This is a genomic window from Streptomyces sp. NPDC051578 (genome assembly GCF_044454045.1).
GTDB lineage: Bacteria > Actinomycetota > Actinomycetes > Streptomycetales > Streptomycetaceae > Streptomyces.
Genome location: NZ_JBITDH010000001.1, coordinates 690,839 through 714,059, shown reverse-complemented (window position 1 = coordinate 714,059; position 23,221 = coordinate 690,839). Strand labels below are relative to the sequence as shown.

16 protein-coding genes, 2 tRNA genes and 1 pseudogene are annotated in these 23,221 nt (G+C 72.8%); 15 read left to right on the top strand and 4 right to left on the bottom strand.

Translation table 11 applies throughout. The annotated features are described in order from the left end of the window. Window positions 1–46: 46 nt before the first annotated feature. The 9 genes and pseudogenes from ACIA6C_RS03240 (at window position 47) to ACIA6C_RS03200 (ending at window position 10,584) form a co-directional block, all read left to right on the top strand. Window positions 47–119 (top strand) — tRNA-Ala (locus tag ACIA6C_RS03240). A 142-nt stretch (window positions 120–261) separates the two neighbouring features. After that, the gene (locus tag ACIA6C_RS03235) at window positions 262–495 is read left to right on the top strand and encodes a hypothetical protein (RefSeq protein ID WP_136215681.1); all 234 of its coding nucleotides are present in this window, start codon (window positions 262–264) and stop codon (window positions 493–495) included. A gap of 150 nt (window positions 496–645) precedes the next feature. Then, a tRNA-Ala gene (locus ACIA6C_RS03230) sits at window positions 646–718 on the top strand. Window positions 719–966: 248 nt separating this feature from the next. Then, window positions 967–3,852 (top strand): leucine--tRNA ligase, encoded by a 2,886-nt coding sequence (gene leuS, locus ACIA6C_RS03225; RefSeq protein WP_399272548.1) that lies wholly within the window; start codon window positions 967–969, stop codon window positions 3,850–3,852. A 121-nt stretch (window positions 3,853–3,973) separates the two neighbouring features. Beyond that, window positions 3,974–4,702, top strand: a complete 729-nt coding sequence (locus tag ACIA6C_RS03220) for a hypothetical protein (RefSeq protein WP_399272546.1) — start codon at window positions 3,974–3,976, stop codon at window positions 4,700–4,702. Window positions 4,703–5,099: 397 nt separating this feature from the next. Beyond that, entirely contained in the window at window positions 5,100–5,945 is an 846-nt protein-coding gene (locus ACIA6C_RS03215; RefSeq protein WP_399272544.1) for a DegV family protein, read from the top strand. Window positions 5,946–6,405: 460 nt separating this feature from the next. Next, window positions 6,406–7,197 (top strand): helix-hairpin-helix domain-containing protein, encoded by a 792-nt coding sequence (locus tag ACIA6C_RS03210; RefSeq protein WP_399272542.1) that lies wholly within the window; start codon window positions 6,406–6,408, stop codon window positions 7,195–7,197. Then, window positions 7,194–9,566: pseudogene (locus ACIA6C_RS03205) on the top strand (ComEC/Rec2 family competence protein); the annotation flags it as partial. The gene ACIA6C_RS03210 and the pseudogene ACIA6C_RS03205, both read left to right, overlap by 4 nt. Window positions 9,567–9,702: 136 nt before the next feature. Then, complete coding sequence (locus tag ACIA6C_RS03200; protein ID WP_399272540.1) at window positions 9,703–10,584, top strand: YceI family protein; 882 nt, start codon at window positions 9,703–9,705, stop codon at window positions 10,582–10,584. Window positions 10,585–10,601: 17 nt separating this feature from the next. Here the strand turns inward: ACIA6C_RS03200 and ACIA6C_RS03195 are convergent, their stop codons facing one another. Beyond that, window positions 10,602–10,844, bottom strand: a complete 243-nt coding sequence (locus ACIA6C_RS03195) for a hypothetical protein (RefSeq protein ID WP_399272538.1) — start codon at window positions 10,842–10,844, stop codon at window positions 10,602–10,604. Between the two features lie 79 nt (window positions 10,845–10,923). On the opposite strand from ACIA6C_RS03195, the gene holA reads away from it, so the two are divergent. Next, on the top strand, window positions 10,924–11,916 hold the full coding sequence (gene holA, locus ACIA6C_RS03190; RefSeq protein WP_361136978.1) for a DNA polymerase III subunit delta: 993 nt from the start codon (window positions 10,924–10,926) through the stop codon (window positions 11,914–11,916). A 1,306-nt stretch (window positions 11,917–13,222) separates the two neighbouring features. On the opposite strand, the gene rpsT is transcribed toward holA, so the two are convergent. Further along, entirely contained in the window at window positions 13,223–13,489 is a 267-nt protein-coding gene (gene rpsT / locus ACIA6C_RS03185; RefSeq protein WP_030159297.1) for a 30S ribosomal protein S20, read from the bottom strand. Between the two features lie 188 nt (window positions 13,490–13,677). Between rpsT and lepA the strand changes: the two genes are divergently transcribed. From lepA to hemW, 3 genes are all read left to right on the top strand, one after another. Then, complete coding sequence (gene lepA, locus ACIA6C_RS03180) at window positions 13,678–15,543, top strand: translation elongation factor 4 (RefSeq protein ID WP_361136981.1); 1,866 nt, start codon at window positions 13,678–13,680, stop codon at window positions 15,541–15,543. 239 nt (window positions 15,544–15,782) lie between these two features. Further along, complete coding sequence (locus tag ACIA6C_RS03175) at window positions 15,783–17,669, top strand: AMP-dependent synthetase/ligase (RefSeq protein WP_399272535.1); 1,887 nt, start codon at window positions 15,783–15,785, stop codon at window positions 17,667–17,669. A 32-nt stretch (window positions 17,670–17,701) separates the two neighbouring features. Next, window positions 17,702–18,934 carry a radical SAM family heme chaperone HemW gene (gene hemW, locus ACIA6C_RS03170; protein ID WP_399272533.1) on the top strand — a complete coding sequence of 411 codons (1,233 nt, stop codon included), beginning with the start codon at window positions 17,702–17,704 and terminating at the stop codon, window positions 18,932–18,934. A 343-nt stretch (window positions 18,935–19,277) separates the two neighbouring features. On the opposite strand, the gene ACIA6C_RS03165 is transcribed toward hemW, so the two are convergent. Both ACIA6C_RS03165 and ACIA6C_RS03160 read right to left on the bottom strand, forming a co-directional pair. Next, complete coding sequence (locus tag ACIA6C_RS03165) at window positions 19,278–20,087, bottom strand: DUF3097 domain-containing protein (protein WP_399272531.1); 810 nt, start codon at window positions 20,085–20,087, stop codon at window positions 19,278–19,280. 28 nt (window positions 20,088–20,115) lie between these two features. Then, window positions 20,116–20,841, bottom strand: a complete 726-nt coding sequence (locus ACIA6C_RS03160; RefSeq protein ID WP_399272529.1) for an MBL fold metallo-hydrolase — start codon at window positions 20,839–20,841, stop codon at window positions 20,116–20,118. A 165-nt stretch (window positions 20,842–21,006) separates the two neighbouring features. On the opposite strand from ACIA6C_RS03160, the gene hrcA reads away from it, so the two are divergent. Both hrcA and dnaJ read left to right on the top strand, forming a co-directional pair. Next, window positions 21,007–22,023 (top strand): heat-inducible transcriptional repressor HrcA, encoded by a 1,017-nt coding sequence (gene hrcA / locus ACIA6C_RS03155; protein ID WP_366080825.1) that lies wholly within the window; start codon window positions 21,007–21,009, stop codon window positions 22,021–22,023. Continuing rightward, window positions 22,024–23,163, top strand: coding sequence for a molecular chaperone DnaJ (dnaJ, locus tag ACIA6C_RS03150; RefSeq protein ID WP_361136990.1), 1,140 nt, complete (start codon window positions 22,024–22,026; stop codon window positions 23,161–23,163). It begins immediately after the preceding gene. The last annotated feature ends 58 nt before the right edge of the window (window positions 23,164–23,221 follow it).

The window sequence follows — 23,221 nt, the reverse complement described above, 5'->3', positions numbered from 1 at the left end:
TGTTCGCAGCGCGGAACGCCGGAAACGGGGGAGCGCGGCGCAGAGCGGGGCTATAGCTCAGTTGGTAGAGCGCCTGCATGGCATGCAGGAGGTCAGGAGTTCAATTCTCCTTAGCTCCACAATCGGTATCCCGTCCCCAACAGGGGGCGGGATACTTGCGTTTGTTCCTTTTGTGCTTGCTGACCCGGCCCGTACCGGCATGGCAGAATCGGACGGCCGGAGGGGACACGACGGCCCGACGCGGGAGGGAGTCGCTGACGGATGGGTGCACACCGGCGGCGGTGCGACTGGTGCAACAACGGCACGCCGATCGTGCGGGACATGGAGCCGGTCAACCCCGACTACCAGTACTGGTGCGAGGAATGCGCGCGGGCGCTGATCATAAAAGGCGACCCCATCGAGACGTACCGCGAGCTGGAGGGCGAGCCGATCTACGGCCGGCTGCTCGACGAGCACTGCACGCTCAAGCGGTTCTACCAGTTCGCGAAGGCGTGAGGAAACGGACGTAGCGGTACATTTCGGCCACGGCTCCGGTGGGGCGGAAACCGATTTTTGGACCAGGGCCATGACCGTGTAATGTTTGGGACGTCGCCAAGGGGAACCGGCAAGGGAAACCGAAACGGCAAGCGGTACCAAGCAGTACGAGGGGCTATAGCTCAGTTGGTAGAGCGCCTGCATGGCATGCAGGAGGTCAGGAGTTCAATTCTCCTTAGCTCCACAGTGAAGAAGCGGGCCACCCGGATCGGGTGGCCCGCTTCTCGTTGTGCGGAACGCCCGAGCGGGTGTCGGGGCCGCTGCGGTACCCTGACGCCATGCGTGCCGTACGCCTTCTGCTTACCGAGCCGCGCTGATCAGTACCGACCCTTCCAGACGGTCGGCATCGGCGCGGCGTCCCCTCCTGTGCGAGGGGTTTTTTCGTTTGGGCAGGCAGAGACGGCAGAGACGATCGATGGAGCTTCAGAAATCATGAGCGAGACGAACACCCCGGCCCCCGAGGCGGCCGAGGCGCACCGCTACACGGCTGCCATGGCCGCCGACATCGAGGCACGCTGGCAGGACGTATGGGACGCGGAGGGCACCTACGAGGCCCCGAACCCCACCGGTGACCTGGCCGGGACCGACTCCGCCGAGACGGCGGCGCTCGTCGCGCGGCCCAGCAAGTTCATCATGGACATGTTCCCGTACCCCTCGGGTGCGGGCCTGCACGTCGGCCACCCGCTCGGGTACATCGCCACGGACGTCTTCGCCCGCCACCAGCGGATGACCGGCCACAACGTCCTGCACACCCTGGGCTTCGACGCCTTCGGCCTGCCGGCCGAGCAGTACGCCGTGCAGACCGGCACGCACCCGCGCGTGTCCACCGAGGCCAACATCGAGAACATGAAGGTCCAGCTGCGTCGGCTGGGGCTCGGTCACGACAAGCGCCGCTCGTTCGCGACGATCGACCCGGACTACTACAAGTGGACGCAGTGGATCTTCCTGCAGATCTACAACTCCTGGTACGACGCCGACGCGAAGAAGGGCCGCCCGATCGCCGAGCTGGTCGCCGCCTTCGAGGACGGCTCCCGCGAGGTCCCCGGCGGCCGTGCCTGGGCGGAGCTGGACGCGGGCGAGCGGGCCGGCGTGCTGAACGAGTACCGGCTGGCCTACGCCTCGGACGCGCCCGTGAACTGGTGCCCGGGGCTGGGCACCGTACTCGCCAACGAGGAGGTCACCGCCGACGGCCGTTCCGAGCGCGGCAACTTCCCCGTCTTCAAGGCCAAGCTCAGCCAGTGGAACATGCGGATCACGGCCTACGCCGACCGCCTGCTGGACGACCTGGACGCGCTGGACTGGCCCGAGGCCATCAAGCTCCAGCAGCGCAACTGGATCGGCCGCAGCGAAGGCGCCCGCGTGGACTTCCCCGTCGGCGCCGACGCGATCACCGTCTTCACCACCCGCCCCGACACCCTCTTCGGCGCCACCTACATGGTGCTGGCGCCCGAGCACGAGCTGGTCGAGAAGATCGTCCCGGCCGCGTGGCCCGAGGGCACCCACCAGGTGTGGACCGGCGGCGCCGCGACCCCGCGCGAGGCCGTGGACGCGTACCGCAAGCAGGCCGCGGCCAAGTCGGACGTCGAGCGGCAGGCCGAGGCCAAGGACAAGACCGGCGTCTTCACCGGCGCGTACGCCACCAACCCGGTCAGCGGCGCCCAGGTCCCCGTCTTCATCGCCGACTACGTCCTGATGGGCTACGGCACCGGCGCGATCATGGCCGTCCCGGCGCACGACAGCCGTGACTTCGCGTTCGCCCGCGCCTTCGAACTGCCGATGCGCTGCGTCGTGGAGCCCTCCGACGACCGCGACGCCGACCCGGCCGAGTGGGACGACGCGTTCTCCTCCTACGACGGCACGATCGTCAACTCCACCGGCGAGGGCATCTCGCTGGACGGCCTGGGCGTCGTCGACGCGAAGGCCCGCATCACCGACTGGCTGGCCGAGCGCGGCATCGGCGAAGGCACCGTCAACTTCCGCCTGCGCGACTGGCTGTTCAGCCGCCAGCGCTACTGGGGCGAGCCCTTCCCGATCGTCTACGACGAGGACGGCGTCGCGCACCCGCTGCCCGAGTCGATGCTGCCGCTGGAGCTGCCGGAGGTCGAGGACTACTCGCCGCGCACCTTCGAGCCCGACGACGCCGCGTCGAAGCCCGAGACCCCCCTCTCGCGCAACGAGGAATGGGTCTACGTAGAGCTGGACCTGGGCCGCGGCGAGGGCGTCAAGCGCTACCGCCGCGAGACCAACACCATGCCGAACTGGGCCGGCTCCTGCTGGTACGAGCTGCGCTACCTCGACCCGCACAACGAATCGGCGCTGGTCGACCCGGCGATCGAGCAGTACTGGATGGGCCCGCGCGAAGGCGCCCCGCACGGCGGCGTCGACCTGTACGTGGGCGGCGCCGAGCACGCGGTGCTGCACCTGCTGTACGCGCGCTTCTGGTCCAAGGTGCTGTTCGACCTGGGTCACGTCTCGTCCGCCGAGCCGTTCCACAAGCTGTTCAACCAGGGCATGATCCAGGCCTACGCGTACACCGACGCGCGCGGCGTGTACGTGCCCGCGGCCGAGGTCGAGGAGCGTGACGGCGGCTACTTCTACCAGGGCGAGCCGGTCAAGCGCGAGCACGGCAAGATGGGCAAGTCCCTCAAGAACGCCGTCACGCCGGACGAGATCTGCGAGGAGTACGGCGCCGACACGCTGCGCCTGTACGAGATGGCGATGGGTCCGCTGGACGTGTCGCGTCCGTGGGACACGCGGGCCGTGGTCGGCCAGTACCGGCTGCTCCAGCGCCTGTGGCGCAACATCGTGGACGAGGAGACGGGCGCGGTGACGGTCGTCGACGCCGAGCCCGCCGAGGACACGCTGCGCGCGCTGCACAAGGCCATCGACGGGGCCGGCGCGGACCTGGCGGGGCTGCGCTTCAACACCGCCATCGCGAAGATCACCGAGCTGAACAACTTCCTGACGAAGGCCGGCCGGCCGCTGGAGCGCTCGGTCGCCGAGCGGCTGGTGCTGCTGGTCGCGCCGCTGGCGCCGCACATCGCGGAGGAGCTGTGGCACCGGCTGGGCCACAGCGACTCGGTGGTCCACCAGGACTTCCCCGTCGCGGACCCGGCGTACGTGGTGGACGAGAGCGTGACGTGCGTCGTCCAGGTCAAGGGCAAGGTCAAGGCCCGCCTGGAGGTTCCGCCCACGGTCTCCGAGGGCGACCTGGAGCAGCTGGCGCTGGCCGACGAGGCGGTCGTGGCGGCGCTGGGCGGGGCGGAGATCCGCAAGGTGATCGTGCGCGCGCCGAAGCTGGTGAACATCGTCATCTGAGGGTCGTGACCCGGGTGTAGGGGTCTTCCCGTACGGGCAGGTTGGGGGTTCGAATGGAACCCCCGGCCTGCCCGTTGCGTTTACGGTGGAAGGGACGGAATAGGCAGGGGAAGGGAGCCTCATGGAGGCGGGCGCGTTGGTCATCTTTGCCCTGGTGGTGCTGTTCGCGGTCCTGGGGCTGGGGGTGTGGGCCACCGTGAAGGCGGTCGGCGCGGCGAAGCGCGGCGTGGACCGGACGATCACGCAGGCCCGGCGGACGGTGGAGGACACGACCCTCAGGGCAAGGAGCCTCGGTCAGGTGGGTGTCACCGCGGGGCTGGCGCAGCTGAGGCTCGACCTGCGGACTTCGATGCGGGCGACGCAGCAGGCGCTGTACCAGGGCGTACAGACGGACGCCTCGCTGAGGGAGTCGATCGGCCTCTTCGAGCGGCTGAGCGAACACGGGCACGACCTGGACGCCGAGCTCAAGCGGCTGGAGCAGGAGCCGGACCGCAAGCGGATCGCCGCGAGCCTGCCCGACCTGCGGGAGCGCACGCGCAAGATCACGGAGTCGGCGGACTCCCTGCGGTGGGCGGCGCGGGAACGCGCGCGGCGCTTCGCGGAGGACGACCTCTCGGTGCTGTCGGCGCAGATCGAGGTGGAGTCGGGCGCGCTGAGCGACTGGTCGCGGCAGTCGGTGGACGACCTGGCGGCGGGCGCCGCGCCCTGGGGCGCGGCGACCGGGCCGGAGGGCCGTTCCGACGGCCTCCAGGAGCCGGGGCCGGCCGCCCTGAACCGGGCCTCCCGGCCTCAGCGCCAGCCCTGGGAGAAGGCGCCGAGAAAGACGCCGAGGCCGGAGACGACGGCCTGAGGGTGGCTGGGGGCGGCTGGGGGGCGGGGGCGGAATGACGGGCGGTCGGTGGGCCGGTGCCGCGCGTCGTGACGCTGCTCGGGCGCGAGGTTTGTCGGCCGGGCAGGGCCGGGCAGGGCCGGGATGGGGGCTGGGTCGGGGCGGGGGCTGGGCCGGGAGCGGCAGTGCGGCGCGCCGGGCGCCGCGCGCCGGACGCCGGTTGACGTCTGTGTAGTCCGCCCGGGACGGGTCCGACGCGGGTGCAGTGCGGCAGGGCGGTGGCGCCGGGTATCGCGCGCCCGAGGCGTGGGGCGAAGTGTGTGAAGTCCGCCCGGGACGGGCCGGCGGCTGCGTGCGAAAGGGCTCGGTGAGGGGCTCGTGCTGCCGGAGGGGGGTCGCTGGCGGTAACCTCCCGCTCATGTCCCGCCATGTCGCGATCGTCACCGATTCCACGGCCTACCTGCCCCAACCGGCGATGGCGCGGCATCGGATCACCGCCGTCCCCCTGACCGTGGTGCTCGGCGACGAGGCGCTCGAAGAAGGCACCGAGATCTCGGCCCGCAGCCTCGCCCTCGCCCTCCAGAAGCGCCGCTCGGTCACCACCTCCCGCCCGAGCCCGGAGGACTTCGCCCGGGCCTACCGGGCCGCCGCCGACGCCGGCGCGACCGGCATCGTCAGCCTCCACCTCTCCGCCGAGTTCTCCGGCACCTGGGACGCCGCCGTGGTCGCCGCGAAGACCGCCCCGGTCCCGGTCCGGGTCGTGGACACCGGCATGGTGGCCATGGCCCTCGGCTTCTGCGCGCTCGCCGCCGCCGAGGTGGTGGAGACCGGCGGTTCGGTGGACGAGGCCGTGGCCGCCGCGGAGAAGCGGGCCGCCGACATGTCGGCGTACTTCTACGTCGACACCCTCGACTACCTCCGACGCGGGGGCCGGATCGGGGCCGCGCAGGCCCTCCTCGGCTCGGCGCTCGCCGTCAAGCCGCTGCTCACGCTCGACGGCGGGCGGATCGAGATGCTGGAGAAGGTGCGCACGGCGTCCAAGGCCATCGCCCGCCTCGAAGAACTTGCCGTCGAACGCGCCGGCTCGGGCAGTGTCGACATCGCGGTGCACCACCTCGCGGCCCCGGAGCGGGCCGAGAACCTCGCCCAACGGCTCCGGGAGCGGGTGCCCGGGCTGGTCGAGCTGCACGTCAGCGAGGTCGGCGCGGTCATCGGCGCGCACACCGGGCCGGGTCTGCTGGCGGCCGTCGTCTCGCCGCGCTGACGGTTGCCGGGGTTCGCCCGGCCCGGTCGGTCGGGGCGGCGTCCGGCGGCCCGGAATGGCCCTGAGGGTCACCGGAACGGGTGACCGGGTTATCCACAACGGCCCGGTCATCCACCGGAATTGAAGCCTCCGAACGAGGATCGGGAGAGGTCCCTAACGTCGAGGCATGACTCCACGAACGCACACCTCGTCCCCCTCCCGAGCCGGCGACACCAGTGGCCCCGGTCGTCCCCGCCGGTCCGACGGACGCTTCCGCGACCGCCGACGGCAGCCGTACCCCGATCCCGCGACCGTGCGGCGCCGGGCCGAAGCCATCCTGACGGCGCCGCCGCCCGACCCCGTGCCGGACGCCGTTCCTGACCCCGTGCCCCAGCGCGTTCCCGACCCTGTGCCCGAGCCCGTTCCTGACCGTGTGCCCGACCCCGTTCCTGACCGTGTGCCCGACCCCGTTCCTGACCCCGTGCCCGAGGGCCGGGGCCGCGTGCCCGCCGCCGTGCCCGACCCTGTGCCCGAGGTCCGGGGCCGCGTGCCCGGCGTCGTGGCCGGCCCCGAGGCGGTGGCCGGGGCGGTAGCGGCCCCGATGGAGGGGCGGGGCGCGCGGTGGCTCGCGGTGCGGGAGCGGCTGCCGGTGTGGGTCCAGGCGCGGTGCGGGGTGGAGCCGCGGACGGTGGCGGCGCTCGCGGTGGTGCTGGTCGCGGGGGTGGGTTTCGCCGCCCAGCAGTACTGGTCGGCGCGGCCGGGGCCGGTGACCGCCCCGGCGGTGGTCGCCCCTGCTTCGGTACCCGCCCCGGCCCCGGGGCCGCCGGCCACGGCCCCCACGGGAGGCAACCGGGTCGTGGTGGACGTCAGCGGCAAGGTCCGGGAGCCGGGGGTGCGGACACTGCCCGCCGGTGCGCGGGTGGAGGACGCCCTGGCCGCCGCCGGGGGAGTGCGGCCGGGCACCGACACGACCGGGCTGAACCGGGCCCGGGTGCTGGTGGACGGCGAACAGGTGGTGGTGGGCGCACCCGCGCAGCCCCCGGCGGGGGGCGGCGGCGGTCCGGGGCCCGGGTCCGGCGGCGGCCCGCTGAGCCTCGGCAGCGCCACCGTCGCGCAGCTCGACGGGTTGCCCGGGGTGGGCCCGGTGCTCGCGCAGCACATCGTCGACTTCCGGACGGCGCGGGGCGGGTTCCGTTCCGTGGAGGAACTCCGGCAGGTCAACGGCATCGGCGAACGCCGGTTCTCCGACCTGCGCAAGCTGGTGCGGCCATGAACCGCCCCGAGGGGCCCGGGGCGATGGACCTGCGGCTCGCCGGACCGGCGCTGGCCGCGTGGGCGGCGGCCGCCGTCTGCCTCGACGTGCCAGCCGCCTGGACCGGCGCCGGGGTGGTCCTGGCGGTGGCCGCGGCGGGGCTGTTGCTGCTGGTCGGCCGCCGCAGACCCGGTCCGCTGTGGGGGGTGGCCGCGGCTGCTGCCGCCGGGTTGCTCTGCGCGGGCGCCGGCGCGGGGGTGGCCGGGCTCCAGCGGGCCGAGGCGCGGGCCGGTCCCGTTCTCGCACTGGCCGGGGAGCACGCCCGGGTCTTGGCGGAGGTCGCCGTCGGTTCCGACCCCCGCAGCGTCGGACGCGGGAGCGGGCCGCCGATGGTGACGCTGGAGGCGGTGGTGACCCGGGTGACCGGCCCCGACGGGGCGCGGACCGCGGTCCGGACTCCGGTGCGGGTGCTGGCCGGGCACCCGGCCTGGGCGGGGCTGCAGCCTTCGACACGGGTCGAGGTGGTGGGGCGGCTGTCCCCGGGCCGGGGCGGGGAGCGGGCGGTGGCGTTGCTCCGCCCGGCCGGGAACGCGCCGCCGCGGGTGATCCGTGGCCCGGACGGGGTGCAGCGCCTCGCCGGAACCCTGCGGGCCGGGCTGCGGGAGGCGACGCGGGGGCTGCCGGCCGACGCCCGGGCGCTGCTGCCGGGCCTGGTCGTCGGCGACGTGTCCCGGGTGCCGCCCGATCTGCACGACGCGTTCCGTGCCACCGACTTGCTGCACCTGCTGGCCGTGTCCGGCTCCAACCTCACCGTGGTGCTGTTCCTGCTCATCGGACCTCCGGCGGCCGCGCAGCACGCCGAGCGACGCGGCCTGGCCCCGCGCCTGGGGCTTTCGCTGCGGGCGACTGCTCTGTGCGGGGCGGCGCTGACGCTGGCCTTCGTGGTGGTGTGCCGGCCCGAACCGAGTGTGCTGCGGGCCGCCGCCTGCGGGGCGATCACCCTGCTGGCCCTGGCCACCGGTCGGCGCAGGTCCCTGGTCCCCGCCCTGGCCGCGGCCGTTCTGCTGCTGGTGCTGTACGACCCGTGGCTGGCCCGCAGTACCGGGTTCCTGCTGTCCGTGCTGGCAACCGGGGCGCTGCTCATGCTGGCGCCGCGGTGGGGCGAGGCCCTGCGACGACGGGGCGTGCGGCCGGGGCTCGCCGATGCGCTGGGGGCCGCCGCGGCCGCCCAGGTGGTGTGCGCCCCGGTGGTCGCGGTGCTCTCCGCCCGGGTCAGCCTGGTGGCGGTGCCGTGCAACCTGCTGGCCGAACTGGCGGCGGGTCCCGCCACGGTGCTCGGCTTCGCGACGCTCGCCGTGGCTCCGCTGTGCATGCCGGCGGCGGAGCTCCTCGCCTGGTGCGCGGGGGTGCCGGCCGGGTGGATCGCCGGGGTGGCGCGCGCCGGGGCGGGACTGCCCGGGGCGGAGCTGGCGTGGCCCGACGGGTGGGCGGGCGGTGCGCTGTTGGCCGCCGCCACGGTCGGCGTAGCCGGCCTGTGCGCCCGATGGGGGCGCAGGTGGTGGTTCTGCTCCGCCTTGGCCGTGGCGCTGCTCGCCGCCGTACTCAGGCCGCCACTGCTCGTTCGTACATTCAAAGGATGGCCGCCGCCCGGCTGGAGTTACGTCCAGTGCGCGGTGGGGCAGGGGGACGCGGCCGTGCTCGCCGTGGGACCGGGCACGGCGGTGGTCGTGGACGCGGGGCCCGAGGCCGGGCCGGTGGACGCGTGTCTGCGGAGCCTGGGGGTGCGCAGGATCCCGTTGCTCGTGCTGACGCACTTCCACGCCGATCACGTGGGCGGGCTCGCCGGGGTGCTGCGGGGCCGGACCGTGGGCGCGATCCAGACGACGACACTGGAGGAGCCGTCGGGCCAGGCCGAGTTCGTCCGGCGCACGGCCGCCGGCGCCGGGGTGCCCGTCATGCCCGCCGTCTCCGGCGAGCGGCGCCGGACCGGGCCGCTGGAGTGGCGGGTGCTGTGGCCGCCGCCCGCGGGCCTGCCGACGCAGGGACCGAACGACGCGAGCGTCGCCCTGCTGGTGCGAACGTCCGGACTGACCCTGCTCCTCCTCGGTGACCTCGAACCACTCGCCCAGCAAGCCCTGTTGAGGGATCACCCGGAACTGGGGCCCGTGGACGTGCTGAAAGTCGCCCACCACGGCTCCGTGCACCAGGACCCCACGCTCCAGGCCCGGGTCCGACCACGGATCGCGCTCGTCCCGGTCGGCGCCGGAAACCGGTACGGACATCCCGCACCCGCTACGCTCGCCAGGCTGCGGGCGATGGGCACGGTCGTCCTGCGCACCGACACCGACGGCAGCGTGGCCGTCGCGGGAAGCGGCCCCGGGCTACGGGCGTTTCCGGCCGGGCGGCGGCGCGAACGGCGCGGGCATACCGGGCTCGACCCCTCTGTTTGCCCACAACCCGACAGCATGATCGAATGCGTTTTCGCCAACACGGTCAAAGTCCACACTGCACGGGGGTGCATCAACCATGTTCGGACGCCGACGGGGGACGGAGGCGGGCGGCAGCGCCGCCTCCCATACGGCAGCGACACTGACGCTGCCGCCAACGGCCCGGTTGCTCAGTTGCCGGGTGCTCGACACGGTCCACCAGCCGGTGCGCCAGGCGAAGTTCGAAGTCACCGATCCGATAGGCCGCAGGGTCGTCAGCGGGGAGACCGACCCGTACGGCGGCTTCAACGCGGCCGTACCGGAGGGGGAGTACCGGCTCTCCGTCACCGCCGAGGGCTACGCACCCTTCCACGGGGCGACGCTGGTCGGGGACCCGGCGCAGCACGGCACCGCGGAGATAGTCCTCGACGCGGTGGAGCCGCCGCGGCTGCCGGCGCCCGGACACTGGGAACTCGACCCGACGCACTCCTCGATCGGCTTCACCGCACGGCACATCGGCTTCGCCCGGATCCACGGACGGTTCACCACCTTCGCCGGCGCGGTACGGATTGCCGAGCGCATGGAGGACTCCTCCATGCGTGTGATCATCGACGCGGGGAGCATCGACACCGGGCTGCGGATGCGGGACGACCACCTGCGCTCCGCCGACTTCCTGGACGCGGCGCGCCATCCCACGGTCGAGTTCTACAGCGAGCGCTTCATCCACCGCAGTGGCAGCCGCTGGGCCGTCGCGGGTGCCCTCACCCTCCACGGCGTCAGCCGCTCCGTGACCCTGGACACCCAGTACCTGGGCAACGGCACCGGCCTCCAGGGCGAGCCCCGGGCCGCTTGCCGTGCGACTGCCGCACTGAACCGCGAGGACTTCGCGCTCAACTGGCAGTCGGTGCTGGCGCACGGGGTCGCGGCGATCGGTGCGAGCGTGGAGGTCGAGCTGGACGTCCAGATCGTCCACAAGGCCTGAGGGGGCAGGGGCGGGGCTCAGGGAGCCTCCAACCACCCGTCGTAGGTGGCGGCGAGGTCGTCCAGCGAAGCGGAATCGAGCTTCTCCTGCGGGTCCTCGATGACGACCAGCCACTGGGCGTCCTCCGCGTCGTCCTCGCCGGCGAGGGCGTCGCGGACCAATTGGGGCTCCTCGGGCAGGCCGAAGCGGTCGACGACCTCGGTCGCCACCTCCTCGGCGGCGTCGCGGTCGGGCAGGACCAGTACATGTCGCACGTTCACCCGGCCATTCTCCGGGACGGGGTCGTGGCCGGGGATCGGGGGAGGGGGACTGTCGGTGGGGCGTGGGATGCTGGAGGCGATGGCCACCAGGAAGAACCCCAACGACGATCCGCTCGCCCCGCTCACCCTCGCGGTGGGGCAGGAGGACCTGCTGCTCGACCGCGCCGTACGGGAAGTGGTGACGGCGGCGCGGGCCGCCGATGCCGACACCGACGTACGGGACCTCGCCTCCGAGCAGCTCCAGCCCGGCACGCTGGCCGAGCTGACCAGCCCCTCGCTCTTCTCGGAGCGCAAGGTCCTGATCGTGCGCAACGCGCAGGACCTATCCGCCGATTCGGTGAAGGAGGTCAAGGCGTACCTCGCGGCGCCGTACGAGGAGATCATCCTCGTCCTCCTGCACGCGGGCGGCGTCAAGGGCAAGGGCCTGCTGGACGCGGCGCGCAAGGCCGGCGCCCGGGAGGTCGCCTGCCCGAAGATGACGAAGGCCGCGGACCGGCTGTCGTTCGTGCGGGGGGAGTTCCGGACGCTGGGTCGTTCGGCCACCCCCGAGGCCTGCCAGAGCCTGGTCGACGCGATCGGCAGCGACCTGCGGGAGCTGGCGAGCGCGGCGGCGCAGCTGTGCGCGGATGTCGAGGGCACCATCGACGAGGCCGTGGTCGGGCGCTACTACACGGGCCGGGCGGAAGCCTCCAGCTTCACCGTCGCGGACCGGGCGGTCGAGGGGCGGGCGGCGGAGGCCCTCGAAGCGCTGCGCTGGTCGCTGTCCACCGGTGTGGCCCCGGTGCTGATCACGAGTGCCCTGGCCCAGGCCGTCCGGGCCATCGGGAAACTGGCCTCCGCCCCGCGCGGGGCCCGTCCGGGCGACCTCGCGCGGGATCTGGGGATGCCGCCGTGGAAGATCGACCGGGTCCGGCAGCAGATGCGGGGCTGGTCGGCGGACGGCGTCTCGGAGGCGTTGCGTGCGGTGGCGCTGGCCGACGCGGGGGTGAAGGGCGGCGGCGACGACCCGGAGTACGCCCTGGAGAAGGCGGTGGTAGCGGTCGCCCGCGCAGCCCGCCCCCACCACCGCTAGGTCCCCTTCCGGATCCCGCCGGTCGGCGCGGGCCATCGCCGGTGGGCCGCCCGGAGGCGGTGCCGGGGCCGACTCCGTCGCGGGAGCCGCCTCCCAGGTGCCGGTGGCCGGTGTGGCCGTCTCCGCCGCGTGGGGTCAGGCTCGGCGGTCGGCCGGCCCGCTTCGGTGCGCGGTACGTCGGGCGTCGGCGGTCGGGCCTGGCCGACGAGCCGGCAGCGGCAGCGCACCCGACCGCCCTGACCGGCCACCGCTCGGCCGGGTGGGCGTGCCGTCCCCGTTGTCGCCGTCGATGTGCCGGTGCGAGGGGCGTGGCGGCCTCGGTCCCGCCACCGACCGGGTTCCTTCGTCGGCTCGTCCCCGCCCCTGCGAGGGGCTCTTCCGGCTCGCCTCCTGCCGCCGGGTCCGTCGCCTCGGCCCCGCCGTCGATACGGCCCGTACGTCGGCCCCGCCGCTGAGTGGGGCTCGTATGCCGGCCCCGCCGCTTACGGCGCCCCGAAGACGGCTCCGCCGTCGGTGTGGCTGGGGCATCGGCCCCGCCGCTTGCCCGGCCTCGTAGGCCGGCCCCGCCGCTGGGGGGCTCGTACGTCGGTCCGCCGGGCCGGGCTCGCACCTCGACTCCGCCGTCGGTATGGCCGGTACGTCGGCCCGGCCGCTGCTGGGGCTCGTAGGCCGGCTCGCCGTCGGTGTGGCCCGCACGTCGGCCCGGCCGCTTACAGGGGCTCGTATGCCGGCTCCGCCGTAGATGCGGCCCGGGCGTCGGTCCCGCCGGGACCGGGCTCGGACCTCGGCTCCGCGTAGATGTGGCCGGTACGTCGGCTTCGCCAAGACCGGGCTCGTAGGCCGGCCCCGCCGCTGACCGGCTCGGGCGTCGGTCCCGCCGCTGAGCGGGGCTCGTAGGCCGGCCCCGCCGTCGGGGGCTCGTACGTCGGACCCGCCGGGCCGGGCTCGGACCTCGGCTCCGCCGGAGATGCGGCCCGGACGTCCGCCCCGCCGGGCCGGGCTCGGACCTCGGCTCCGCCGGAGATGCGGCCCGGACGTCCGCCCCGCCGGACCGGGCTCGTAGGTCGGCCCCGCCGCTGACCGGGCCGGTACCCGGGCCCCGCCGCTGACCGGCTCGGGCGTCGGGCCCGTGCGCGGGGGCAACGCGAAGGCCCCGGCCGGCCCTGGGGAAGGGTGGCGGTCGGGGCCTTCGGTACTTCTGGGTGCGCCGCACCCGCGTGGCGAACGCTTCGCGTGCGGCGCGGTTGCCGGTCAGGAGCGGGAGAGAGGGCCCGCTGGGTCCCTACCCGGCGATCACATCAGGAGCTCAGCCCTGGAGGGTGGCAACCTTGGTGGCCAGCGCCGACTTCTTGTTGGCGGCGGCGTTCTTGTGGATGACACCCTTCGAGACAGCCTTGTCGAGCGCACGCGCGGCGGCGCGGGAAGCCACGGTGGCCTTCTCGACGTCACCGGCGGCCACGGCCTCACGGGCCTTGCGGATCGCGGTCTTGAGCGAAGACTTGACGGCCTTGTTGCGCAGGCGCGCCTTCTCGTTCGTCTTGTTCCGCTTGATCTGGGACTTGATGTTCGCCACGAAAGAGCCTTTTCAGGTTCAGAGTTTGATCTTCGGATTGTGTCCCGGACGGTGAGAGGCCATACGAGACACAGCTGCCCAGGCTACCAGGCACGCTCCGAACGGCCCAAACCGAGCGCACTGCGCCGTCCATGGGACCATGGGACTCTGCATCTACGAGATATACGACCCGAGAATCAGGACACTGCGTGCCCGCGATCCCCAGCCACGTGCCCGAGCCGAGCCGTACCGACCCGGCGCTGATCCGCAATTTCTGCATCATCGCGCACATCGACCACGGCAAGTCGACCCTCGCCGACCGGATGCTCCAGCTGACCGGCGTCGTCGACCAGCGGCAGATGCGCGCCCAGTACCTCGACCGCATGGACATCGAGCGTGAGCGCGGCATCACGATCAAGTCGCAGGCGGTCCGTCTGCCCTGGGCGCCCACCGAGGGCCCGGGCAAGGGTGACACGCACATCCTGAACATGATCGACACCCCCGGTCACGTCGACTTCACGTACGAGGTCTCGCGCTCCCTCGCGGCGTGCGAGGGCACGATCCTGCTCGTCGACGCCGCCCAGGGAATCGAGGCGCAGACCCTCGCCAACCTGTACCTGGCGATGGAGAACGACCTCGCGATCGTCCCGGTCCTCAACAAGATCGACCTGCCGGCCGCCCAGCCGGAGAAGTTCGCCGAGGAGCTCGCGAACCTGGTCGGCTGCCAGCCCGAGGACGTGCTGCGCGTCTCGGCGAAGACCGGCCTGGGCGTGGACGCGCTGCTGGACAAGGTCGTCGCCACCGTCCCGGCGCCGGTCGGCGTCAAGGATGCGCCCGCCCGCGCGATGATCTTCGACTCGGTCTACGACTCGTACCGCGGCGTGGTGACCTACGTCCGCGTCGTCGACGGCCAGCTCAACAAGCGCGAGCGCATCCGGATGATGTCCACCGGCGCCACGCACGAGCTGCTGGAGATCGGCGTCTCCTCCCCGGAGATGACCCCGGCCGACGGCATCGGCGTCGGCGAGGTGGGCTACATCATCACCGGCGTGAAGGACGTCCGCCAGTCCAAGGTCGGTGACACGATCACCAGCCTGCACAACGGCGCGACCGAGGCCCTCGGCGGTTACAAGGACCCGAAGCCGATGGTCTTCTCGGGCCTGTACCCGCTCGACGGTTCGGACTACCCGGACCTGCGCGAGGCCCTGGACAAGCTCCAGCTCAACGACGCAGCGCTCGTGTACGAGCCGGAGACCTCGGCGGCGCTCGGCTTCGGCTTCCGCGTCGGCTTCCTCGGGCTGCTGCACCTGGACGTGGTCCGCGAGCGCCTGGAGCGCGAGTTCGGCCTCGACCTGATCGCCACCGCGCCGAACGTGGTCTACCGCGTCGTCATGGAGGACGGCAAGGAAGTCACCGTCACCAACCCGAGCGAGTTCCCCGAGGGCAAGATCTCGGACGTGTTCGAGCCGGTCGTGCGGGCCACGATCCTCGCCCCGAGCGAGTTCATCGGCGCGATCATGGAGCTCTGCCAGACCCGTCGCGGCACGCTGCTCGGCATGGACTACCTCTCCGAGGACCGGGTCGAGATCCGCTACACGCTCCCTCTCGCGGAGATCGTGTTCGACTTCTTCGACCAGTTGAAGTCCAAGACGCGCGGTTACGCCTCCCTCGACTACGAGCCCACCGGCGAGCAGTCCTCCAGCCTGGTCAAGGTCGACATCCTGCTGCACGGCGACAAGGTCGACGCCTTCTCCGCCGTCTGCCACAAGGACGCCGCCTACGCCTACGGCGTGCGGCTCGTCGCCAAGCTGCGCGAGCTCATCCCGCGCCAGGCCTTCGAGGTGCCGATCCAGGCGGCCGTCGGCTCGCGCGTCATCGCCCGCGAGACCATCCGCGCCATCCGCAAGGACGTCCTCGCGAAGTGCTACGGCGGTGACATCTCCCGTAAGCGGAAGCTGCTGGAGAAGCAGAAGGAAGGCAAGAAGCGGATGAAGATGGTCGGCTCCGTGGAGGTCCCGCAGGAGGCCTTCATCGCCGTCCTCTCCAGCGACGAGTCCGGCGGCAAGAAGAAGTAGCCGACGGACGACCCCCGTCGTGACAAACGGGCCCACATGTGGACGCATGTGGGCCCGTTTCGTTATGAACCGGCCGCTCGCCGCCCCTTACGCGCGGGCCGGGCGGCCTTTAGTCTGATCACTGCTCGATGGTTACTCGCCAGTCACAAACTCGCCAACAGCACGTGCGCAGGTCCCCACCCCGCCAGCCCCAAGCGCCCCACGCCCACGCTGCCGCGTGGACCGGTCCGGAGGATGTCGTGAGCGACACACAGACCTTGATCGAGAACCGCCCGCCCACCGTGGCGGCCCTCTTCCTTGAGCGTGTCGCCGCCACGCCGGACGGGGAGGCCTACCGCTACCCGGTCCCCTCGGCGAACGGCGGGCCCGACGACTGGAAGTCGCTCAGCTGGGGCCAGGCCGCCGACCGGGTGTTCGCCATCGCCGCCGGCCTCCTCGACCTCGGCCTTGGCGCCGAGGACCGGGTGGCGCTCGCCTCCAACACGCGGGTCGAGTGGATCCTCGCCGACCTCGGCGTGATGTGCGCCGGCGCCGCGACCACCACCATCTACCCCAGCACCAACGCGGAGGAGTCGGCGTTCATCCTCGCCGACTCCGAGAGCCGGGTCCTGATCGCCGAGGACGCGAAGCAGCTGGCCAAAGCCCGCGCGCACCGCGCCGACCTGCCCGGCCTCGCCCACGTCGTCGTCCTGGACGCCGGGGACGCGCTGGAAGCGGAAGGGGACCCCGACGGCTGGGTGCTCTCCCTCGACGCCCTGGAGGCGCGCGGCAAGGAGTACCTCGCCAAGCACCCCGAGGCGGTCAAGGAGCGGATCGCGTCCATCGGCGCGGACCAGCTCGCCACGCTGATCTACACCTCCGGCACCACCGGCCGCCCCAAGGGCGTGCGCCTGCCGCACGACAACTGGTCGTACATGGCCAAGGCGACCGTGGCCACCGGCATGATCCACGCGGACGACGTCCAGTACCTGTGGCTGCCGCTGGCCCACGTCTTCGGCAAGGTGCTCACCTCCGGCCAGATCGAGGTCGGGCACGTCACCGCGGTCGACGGCCGCATCGACAAGATCATCGAGAACCTGCCGGTGGTGCAGCCGACCTACATGGCGGCGGTCCCGCGCATCTTCGAGAAGGTCTACAACGGCGCCGCCGGCAAGGCCCGGGCCGCGGGCGGGGCCAAGTACAAGATCTTCAAGTGGGCCGCCGGGGTGGCGCGCGAGTACGCGAAGACCCGCCAGGACAACTACCGGCGCACCGGCAGCATGAAGGTCCCCGCCGGACTCGCCGCCAAGCACAAGATCGCCGACGCGCTCGTCTACTCCAAGCTGCGCGAGGCGTTCGGCGGCAAGCTGCGCGCCGCCGTCTCCGGCTCCGCCGCGCTCGCGCCCGAGATCGGCTACTTCTTCGCGGGCGCCGGCATCCACATCCTGGAGGGCTACGGGCTCACCGAGTCCAGCGCCGCCTCCTTCGTCAACCCCGGCGAGGCCTACCGCACCGGCACCGTCGGCAAGCCGCTCCCCGGCACCGAGGTCCGCATCGCCGACGACGGCGAGATCCTGCTGCGCAGCCCCGGCATCATGCAGGGCTACCACCGGCTGCCCGACAAGACCGCCGAGGTGCTGGAAGCGGACGGCTGGCTGCACACGGGCGACATCGGCGAACTCTCGCCCGACGGCTACCTGCGCATCACCGACCGCAAGAAGGACCTGATCAAGACGTCGGGCGGCAAGTACGTGGCCCCGGCTGAGGTCGAGGGCCAGTTCAAGGCGATCTGCCCGTACGTCTCCAGCATCGTCGTGCACGGCGCGGACCGGAACTTCTGCTCGGCGCTGATCGCGCTCGACGGCCCGGCGATCCTGACCTGGGCGGCGGAGCACGGCCTGGAGGGCAAGACGTACGCCGAGGTCGCGGCCGCGCCCGAGACCAACCGGCTGATCGAGACGTACGTACAGACCCTCAACGAGGGTCTCCAGCGCTGGCAGACGATCAAGCAGTTCCGGCTGCTGCCGCGCGACCTGGACGTCGAGCACGGCGACCTCACGCCCAGCCTGAAGCTGAAGCGGCCGGTCGTCGAGCGCGAGTTCAAGCACCTCATCGACGAGATGTACGCCGGGGCCAACGAGGCGTAAACGACCTTGGGGCAGTGCGGGACAATGGGCACATGCCTTCCGCACTGCCCGACGGTGAACCCATGCCCGAAGACGGCTCGCTGCCGTCGCACGCCCTGGCGGGTGCCGGCGACCGGCCGCTCGGGTTCTACCTGCACGTCCCGTACTGCGCCACGCGCTGCGGCTACTGCGACTTCAACACCTACACGGCGACCGAGCTGCGGGGTACCGGAGGCGTGCTCGCCTCCCGGGAGAACTACGCCGACACCCTGATCGACGAGGTCCGCCTGGCCCGCAAGGTGCTCGGGGACGACCCCAGGGCCGTGCGGACCGTGTTCGTGGGCGGCGGCACGCCGACCCTGCTGCCGGCCGCCGACCTCGTACGGATGCTCGCGGCGATCCGGGACGAGTTCGGTCTGGCACCCGACGCGGAGATCACCACGGAGGCCAACCCGGAGTCCGTGGACCCGGAGTACCTCGCGGAGCTGCGGGCGGGCGGGTTCAACCGGATCTCCTTCGGCATGCAGAGCGCGAAGCAGCACGTCCTCAAGGTGCTGGACCGTACGCACACCCCGGGGCGGCCTGAGGCGTGCGTCGCCGAGGCGCGGGCGGCGGGCTTCGAGCACGTGAACCTGGACCTGATCTACGGCACGCCCGGGGAGACGGACGAGGACTGGCGGGCGTCGCTGTCCGCGGCGCTCGGGGCGGGCCCCGACCACATCAGCGCCTACGCGCTGATCGTGGAGGAAGGCACGCAGCTGGCTCGCCGGATCCGGCGCGGCGAGGTCCCGATGACGGACGACGACGTGCACGCCGACCGGTACCTGATCGCCGACGCGGTGATGGCGGAGGCGGGGTACCACTGGTACGAGGTGTCCAACTGGGCCACCTCGGAGGCCGGGCGGTGCCTGCACAACGAGCTGTACTGGCGCGGCGCGGACTGGTGGGGCGCGGGGCCGGGCGCGCACTCGCACGTGGGCGGGGTGCGGTGGTGGAACGTGAAGCACCCGGGCGCGTACGCGGCCGCCCTGGCGCAGGGGCGGTCGCCCGGGGCGGGGCGGGAGCTGCTGTCGCCGCAGGACCGGCGGGTGGAGCGGATCCTGCTGGAGCTGAGGCTGGTGGACGGCGTGCCGTTGTCGCTGCTCGCGGAGGCGGGGTGGGAGGCGTCCCGGCGGGCCCTGGCGGACGGGCTGCTGGAGCCGGGGCCGTACGAGGCCGGGCGGGCCGTGCTGACGCTGCGCGGGCGGCTCCTGGCCGACGCGGTGGTCCGGGACCTGGTCGACTGACGCGGGGCGGCTGACGCTGGGCGGCGGGGTGCGGGGTCGCCCGGCGGGCTTGCCGGGTGCGGCGCCCTCGCGCTGCGCGGCCCCGGCTGCGCCGGGCTTTCCGGGACTCCGCCCCGGACCCCGCGCTTCAAACGCCGGCGGGGCTGGTTGTGCCCGGCCCGCGCCTCGCGTCGGCGGGGCTGGTTGTGCCCGGCCCGCGCCTCGCGTCGGCGGGGCTGGTTGTGCCCGGCCTGCGCCTCACGTCGGCGGGGCTGGATTGCCCGGCCTGCGCCTCACGTCGGCGGGGCTGGATTGCCCGGCCTGCGCCTCGCGTCGGCGGGGCTGGGTTTGCCCGGCCCGCGCATCAAGCGCCGGCCGGGGCCGTGACGTGGTCGATGAGGTGTTCCACCGCGCCCAGGAGGGTGGGGTCGAGGTCCTTGTAGGACGTGACGCGGGACAGGATGTGCTGCCAGGCCGCGCCCGTGTTCGGGGGCCAGCCGAGCGCGCGGCAGATGCCCGTCTTCCAGTCCTGGCCCGGCGGGATCACCGGCCAGGCCGGGATGCCCAGGGCCGACGGCTTCACCGCCTGCCAGACGTCCACGTACGGGTGGCCCACCACCAGCACGTGCGGGGACGTCACCGACGCCGCGATGCGGGACTCCTTCGTACCCGGCACCAGGTGGTCGACCAGCACGCCCAGGCGGGCGTCCGGCGCCGGGGCGAAGTCCGCCACGATGGCGGGGAGGTCGTCGATGCCCTCCAGGTACTCCACGACCACCCCCTCGATCCGCAGGTCGTCGCCCCAGACCCGCTCCACCAGCTCCGCGTCGTGGCGGCCCTCGACGTAGATCCGCCCCGCCCGCGCCACCCGGGCCCGCGCCCCGGGGACGGCCACCGAGCCCGACGCCGTCCGCGTGGGCACCGCCGCCGCGCGGGCCGGGCGGGTCAGGGTGACCACCGCGCCGTCCAGGAGGAACCCGCGCGGCTCCAGCGGGAACGCGCGGCGCTTGCCGAAGCGGTCCTCCAGGGTCACCGTGCCCGCCTCGCAGCCCACCACCGCGCCGCAGAAGTCGGTGCCCGCCACCTCCACCACCAGGCCGGGGTCGGCCGCCACCTGGGGCACGGCCTTGGCGCGTTTCCACTGCGGGGTCAGATCGGGGGAGTACTCACGCATCCGGCCGACGGTACGCAAGAGCCCGCGCTCACGCGTCCGACACGCCGAACCGGCCCGCCAGTGTGGCGCGTTGCCCACGCACGAAGCCCGCGTCCACCACCGCTCCGTGACCCGGCACGTACAGCGCGTCGTCCCCGCCGAGCGAGAGCAGCCGGTCCAGCGCCGCAGGCCACCGCGCCGGCACCGCGTCCGGGCCCGCCTGGGGTTCGCCCGACTCCTCCACGAGGTCGCCGCAGAAGACGACCTCGCGCTCGCCGGGCACGAAGACCGCCAGGTCGTGCCGGGTGTGCCCCGGCCCGACGTTCGCCAGCAGCACCTGCACCCCGCCCAGCTCCAGCGTCCATTCGCCCGACACCAGGTGCCGGGGCAGCGGTAGCGCCCGTGCCGCTTCGGCGGCCTCCACCGGCTCCAGTCCCTGCCGGACCGCGTCCTGCCGCAGCTCGTCGCGGTCCAGCGCGAGGTGCGTGTCCAGGCCGACCGCGCCGTAGAACTCCGCCTCCGGGAAGGCGGAGCCGCCGAGGACGTGGTCGAAATGTCCGTGCGTGAATGCGATATGGGTCACGTGGCGACCGGTCAGCCGCTCCGCCTCCGCCCGCAGCGCCGTGCCTTCGCGGACGCAGGAGCCGGGGTCGACCAGAAGCACCGACTCATCGCCCACCACCAGCCCCACCGTGCAGTCCCACACCGGCAGTCGGCGCCTTCCGGACCGCCCGGTCAGCCGTTCCCAGCCCGCCTCTTCCCAACGTACGTCCATGCGGGGACGCTACCCTGGCGGGCCGCCCTTGCCCGCGGCGTACTACCCGGCCGTACACTGGCCGGGGGATGTCTGGCACTCGGAAGCGCAGAGTGCCAGCGGCCCGTCCCGGGCCGGCCGAAAAACGACCGCAGCGACGACCCACCGCACTGGAGGTGTGCACGAGTGCTCAGCGAACGCAGGCTCGAAGTATTGCGCGCCATCGTCCAGGACTACGTGGGGACGGAGGAGCCGGTCGGCTCCAAGGCGCTCACCGAGCGCCACCGGCTCGGCGTCTCCCCGGCGACGGTACGCAACGACATGGCCCTGCTGGAGGAAGAGGGCTACATCGCCCAGCCCCACACCAGCGCCGGCCGCATCCCCACCGACAAGGGCTACCGGCTCTTCGTCGACAAGCTGGCGGGGGTCAAACCGCTGTCGACGCCCGAGCGCCGGGCCATCCAGAACTTCCTCGACGGCGCCGTCGACCTCGACGACGTCGTGGGGCGCACCGTACGGCTGCTCGCGCAGCTCACCCGGCAGGTCGCCGTCGTCCAGTACCCGAGCCTGACCCGCTCCACCGTCCGGCACGTGGAGCTGCTCTCCCTGGCGCCCGCGCGCCTGATGCTCGTACTGATCACCGACACCGGGCGGGTCGAGCAGCGGCTCGTCGACTGCCAGACCCCGTTCGCGGAGACCTCGCTCGCCGACTTGCGGGCGCGCCTGAACAGCCGGGTCGTCGGCCGTCGGTTCACCGACGTACCGCCGCTCGTGCAAGACCTCCCGGAGTCCTTCGAGGCCGAGGACCGGGCGACGGTCAAGGCCGTCCTCGCGACCTTGAGGGAGACGCTGGTGGAGGAGGCGGAGGAACGGCTGATGATCGGCGGTACCGCCAACCTCACGCGCTTCGGACATGACTTCCCCCTGACGATCAGGCCGGTGCTGGAAGCGCTGGAGGAGCAGGTCGTGCTCCTCAAGCTGCTGGGCGAGGCCAGTGAGTCGGGGGTCGCCGTGAAGATCGGGCATGAGAATGCCTACGAGGGACTGAACTCCACGTCCGTCGTCTCGGTCGGTTACGGTTCGGGCGGCGAAACAGTCGCCAAACTCGGCGTGGTCGGACCGACCCGCATGGACTACCCCGGAACGATGGGAGCGGTACGCGCAGTGGCACGTTACGTCGGACAGATCCTGGCGGAGTCGTAAGTGGCCACGGACTACTACGCCGTTCTCGGCGTGCGCCGCGACGCATCGCAGGACGAGATCAAGAAGGCTTTCCGTCGCCTGGCGCGTGAACTCCACCCGGATGTGAATCCGGACCCGAAGACGCAGGAGCGCTTCAAGGAGATCAACGCGGCCTACGAGGTCCTCTCGGACCCGCAGAAGAAGCAGGTCTACGACCTCGGCGGCGACCCGCTGTCCTCCTCGGGCGGTGGCGGCGGCGCGGGCGGCTTCGGGGCGGGCGGCTTCGGCAACTTCTCCGACATCATGGACGCCTTCTTCGGCCAGGCCTCGCAGCGCGGACCGCGCTCGCGCACGCGCCGCGGCCAGGACGCCATGATCCGCCTGGACCTGGAGCTGGACGAGGCGGCCTTCGGGACGACCAAGGAGATCCAGGTCGACACGGCCGTCGTCTGCACCACCTGCTCCGGTGAGGGCGCCGCCCCCGGCACCTCCGCGCAGACGTGTGACATGTGCCGCGGCCGCGGCGAGGTCTCGCAGGTCACCCGGTCCTTCCTGGGCCAGGTCATGACCTCGCGGCCCTGCCCGCAGTGCCAGGGCTTCGGCACCGTCGTCCCGACCCCGTGCCCCGAGTGCGCGGGCGACGGCCGGGTGCGCTCCCGCCGCAGCCTCACCGTCAAGATCCCGGCCGGTGTCGAGAACGGCACCCGGATCCAGCTGGCCGGGGAGGGTGAGGTCGGCCCCGGCGGCGGCCCCGCCGGCGACCTGTACGTGGAGATCCACGAGCTGGCGCACCCGACCTTCCAGCGGCGCGGGGACGACCTGCACTGCACGGTCACCATCCCCATGACGGCGGCGGCCCTGGGCACCAAGTGCCCGCTGGAGACGCTGGACGGGCTGGAGGAGATCGACATCCGGCCCGGCACCGGATCCGGTCAGGCCATCCCGCTGCACGGCCGCGGCGTCACGCACCTGCGCGGCGGCGGCCGGGGCGACCTGATCGTCCACGTCGAGGTCACCACCCCGGGCAAGCTGGACGCCCAGCAGGAGGAGCTGCTGCGCCAGCTGGCGAAGCTGCGTGGCGAGGAGCGGCCGATGGGCCAGTTCGCGCCGGGCCAGCAGGGTCTGTTCAGCCGCCTCAAGGACGCGTTCAACGGCCGCTGACCGGCCCGCCGCACCGCGTACGAGCCCGGCCCGGGGAACACCCCGGCCGGGCTCGCGG

Coding starts and splice junctions, on each gene's coding strand:
- ACIA6C_RS03235 (WP_136215681.1), top strand. CDS start 262: ATGGGTGCACACCGGCGGCGGTGCGACTGGTGCAACAACGGCACGCCG.
- leuS (WP_399272548.1), top strand. CDS start 967: ATGAGCGAGACGAACACCCCGGCCCCCGAGGCGGCCGAGGCGCACCGC.
- ACIA6C_RS03220 (WP_399272546.1), top strand. CDS start 3,974: ATGGAGGCGGGCGCGTTGGTCATCTTTGCCCTGGTGGTGCTGTTCGCG.
- ACIA6C_RS03215 (WP_399272544.1), top strand. CDS start 5,100: ATGTCCCGCCATGTCGCGATCGTCACCGATTCCACGGCCTACCTGCCC.
- ACIA6C_RS03200 (WP_399272540.1), top strand. CDS start 9,703: ATGTTCGGACGCCGACGGGGGACGGAGGCGGGCGGCAGCGCCGCCTCC.
- holA (WP_361136978.1), top strand. CDS start 10,924: ATGGCCACCAGGAAGAACCCCAACGACGATCCGCTCGCCCCGCTCACC.
- hemW (WP_399272533.1), top strand. CDS start 17,702: ATGCCTTCCGCACTGCCCGACGGTGAACCCATGCCCGAAGACGGCTCG.
- ACIA6C_RS03165 (WP_399272531.1), bottom strand. CDS start 20,087: ATGCGTGAGTACTCCCCCGATCTGACCCCGCAGTGGAAACGCGCCAAG.
- ACIA6C_RS03160 (WP_399272529.1), bottom strand. CDS start 20,841: ATGGACGTACGTTGGGAAGAGGCGGGCTGGGAACGGCTGACCGGGCGG.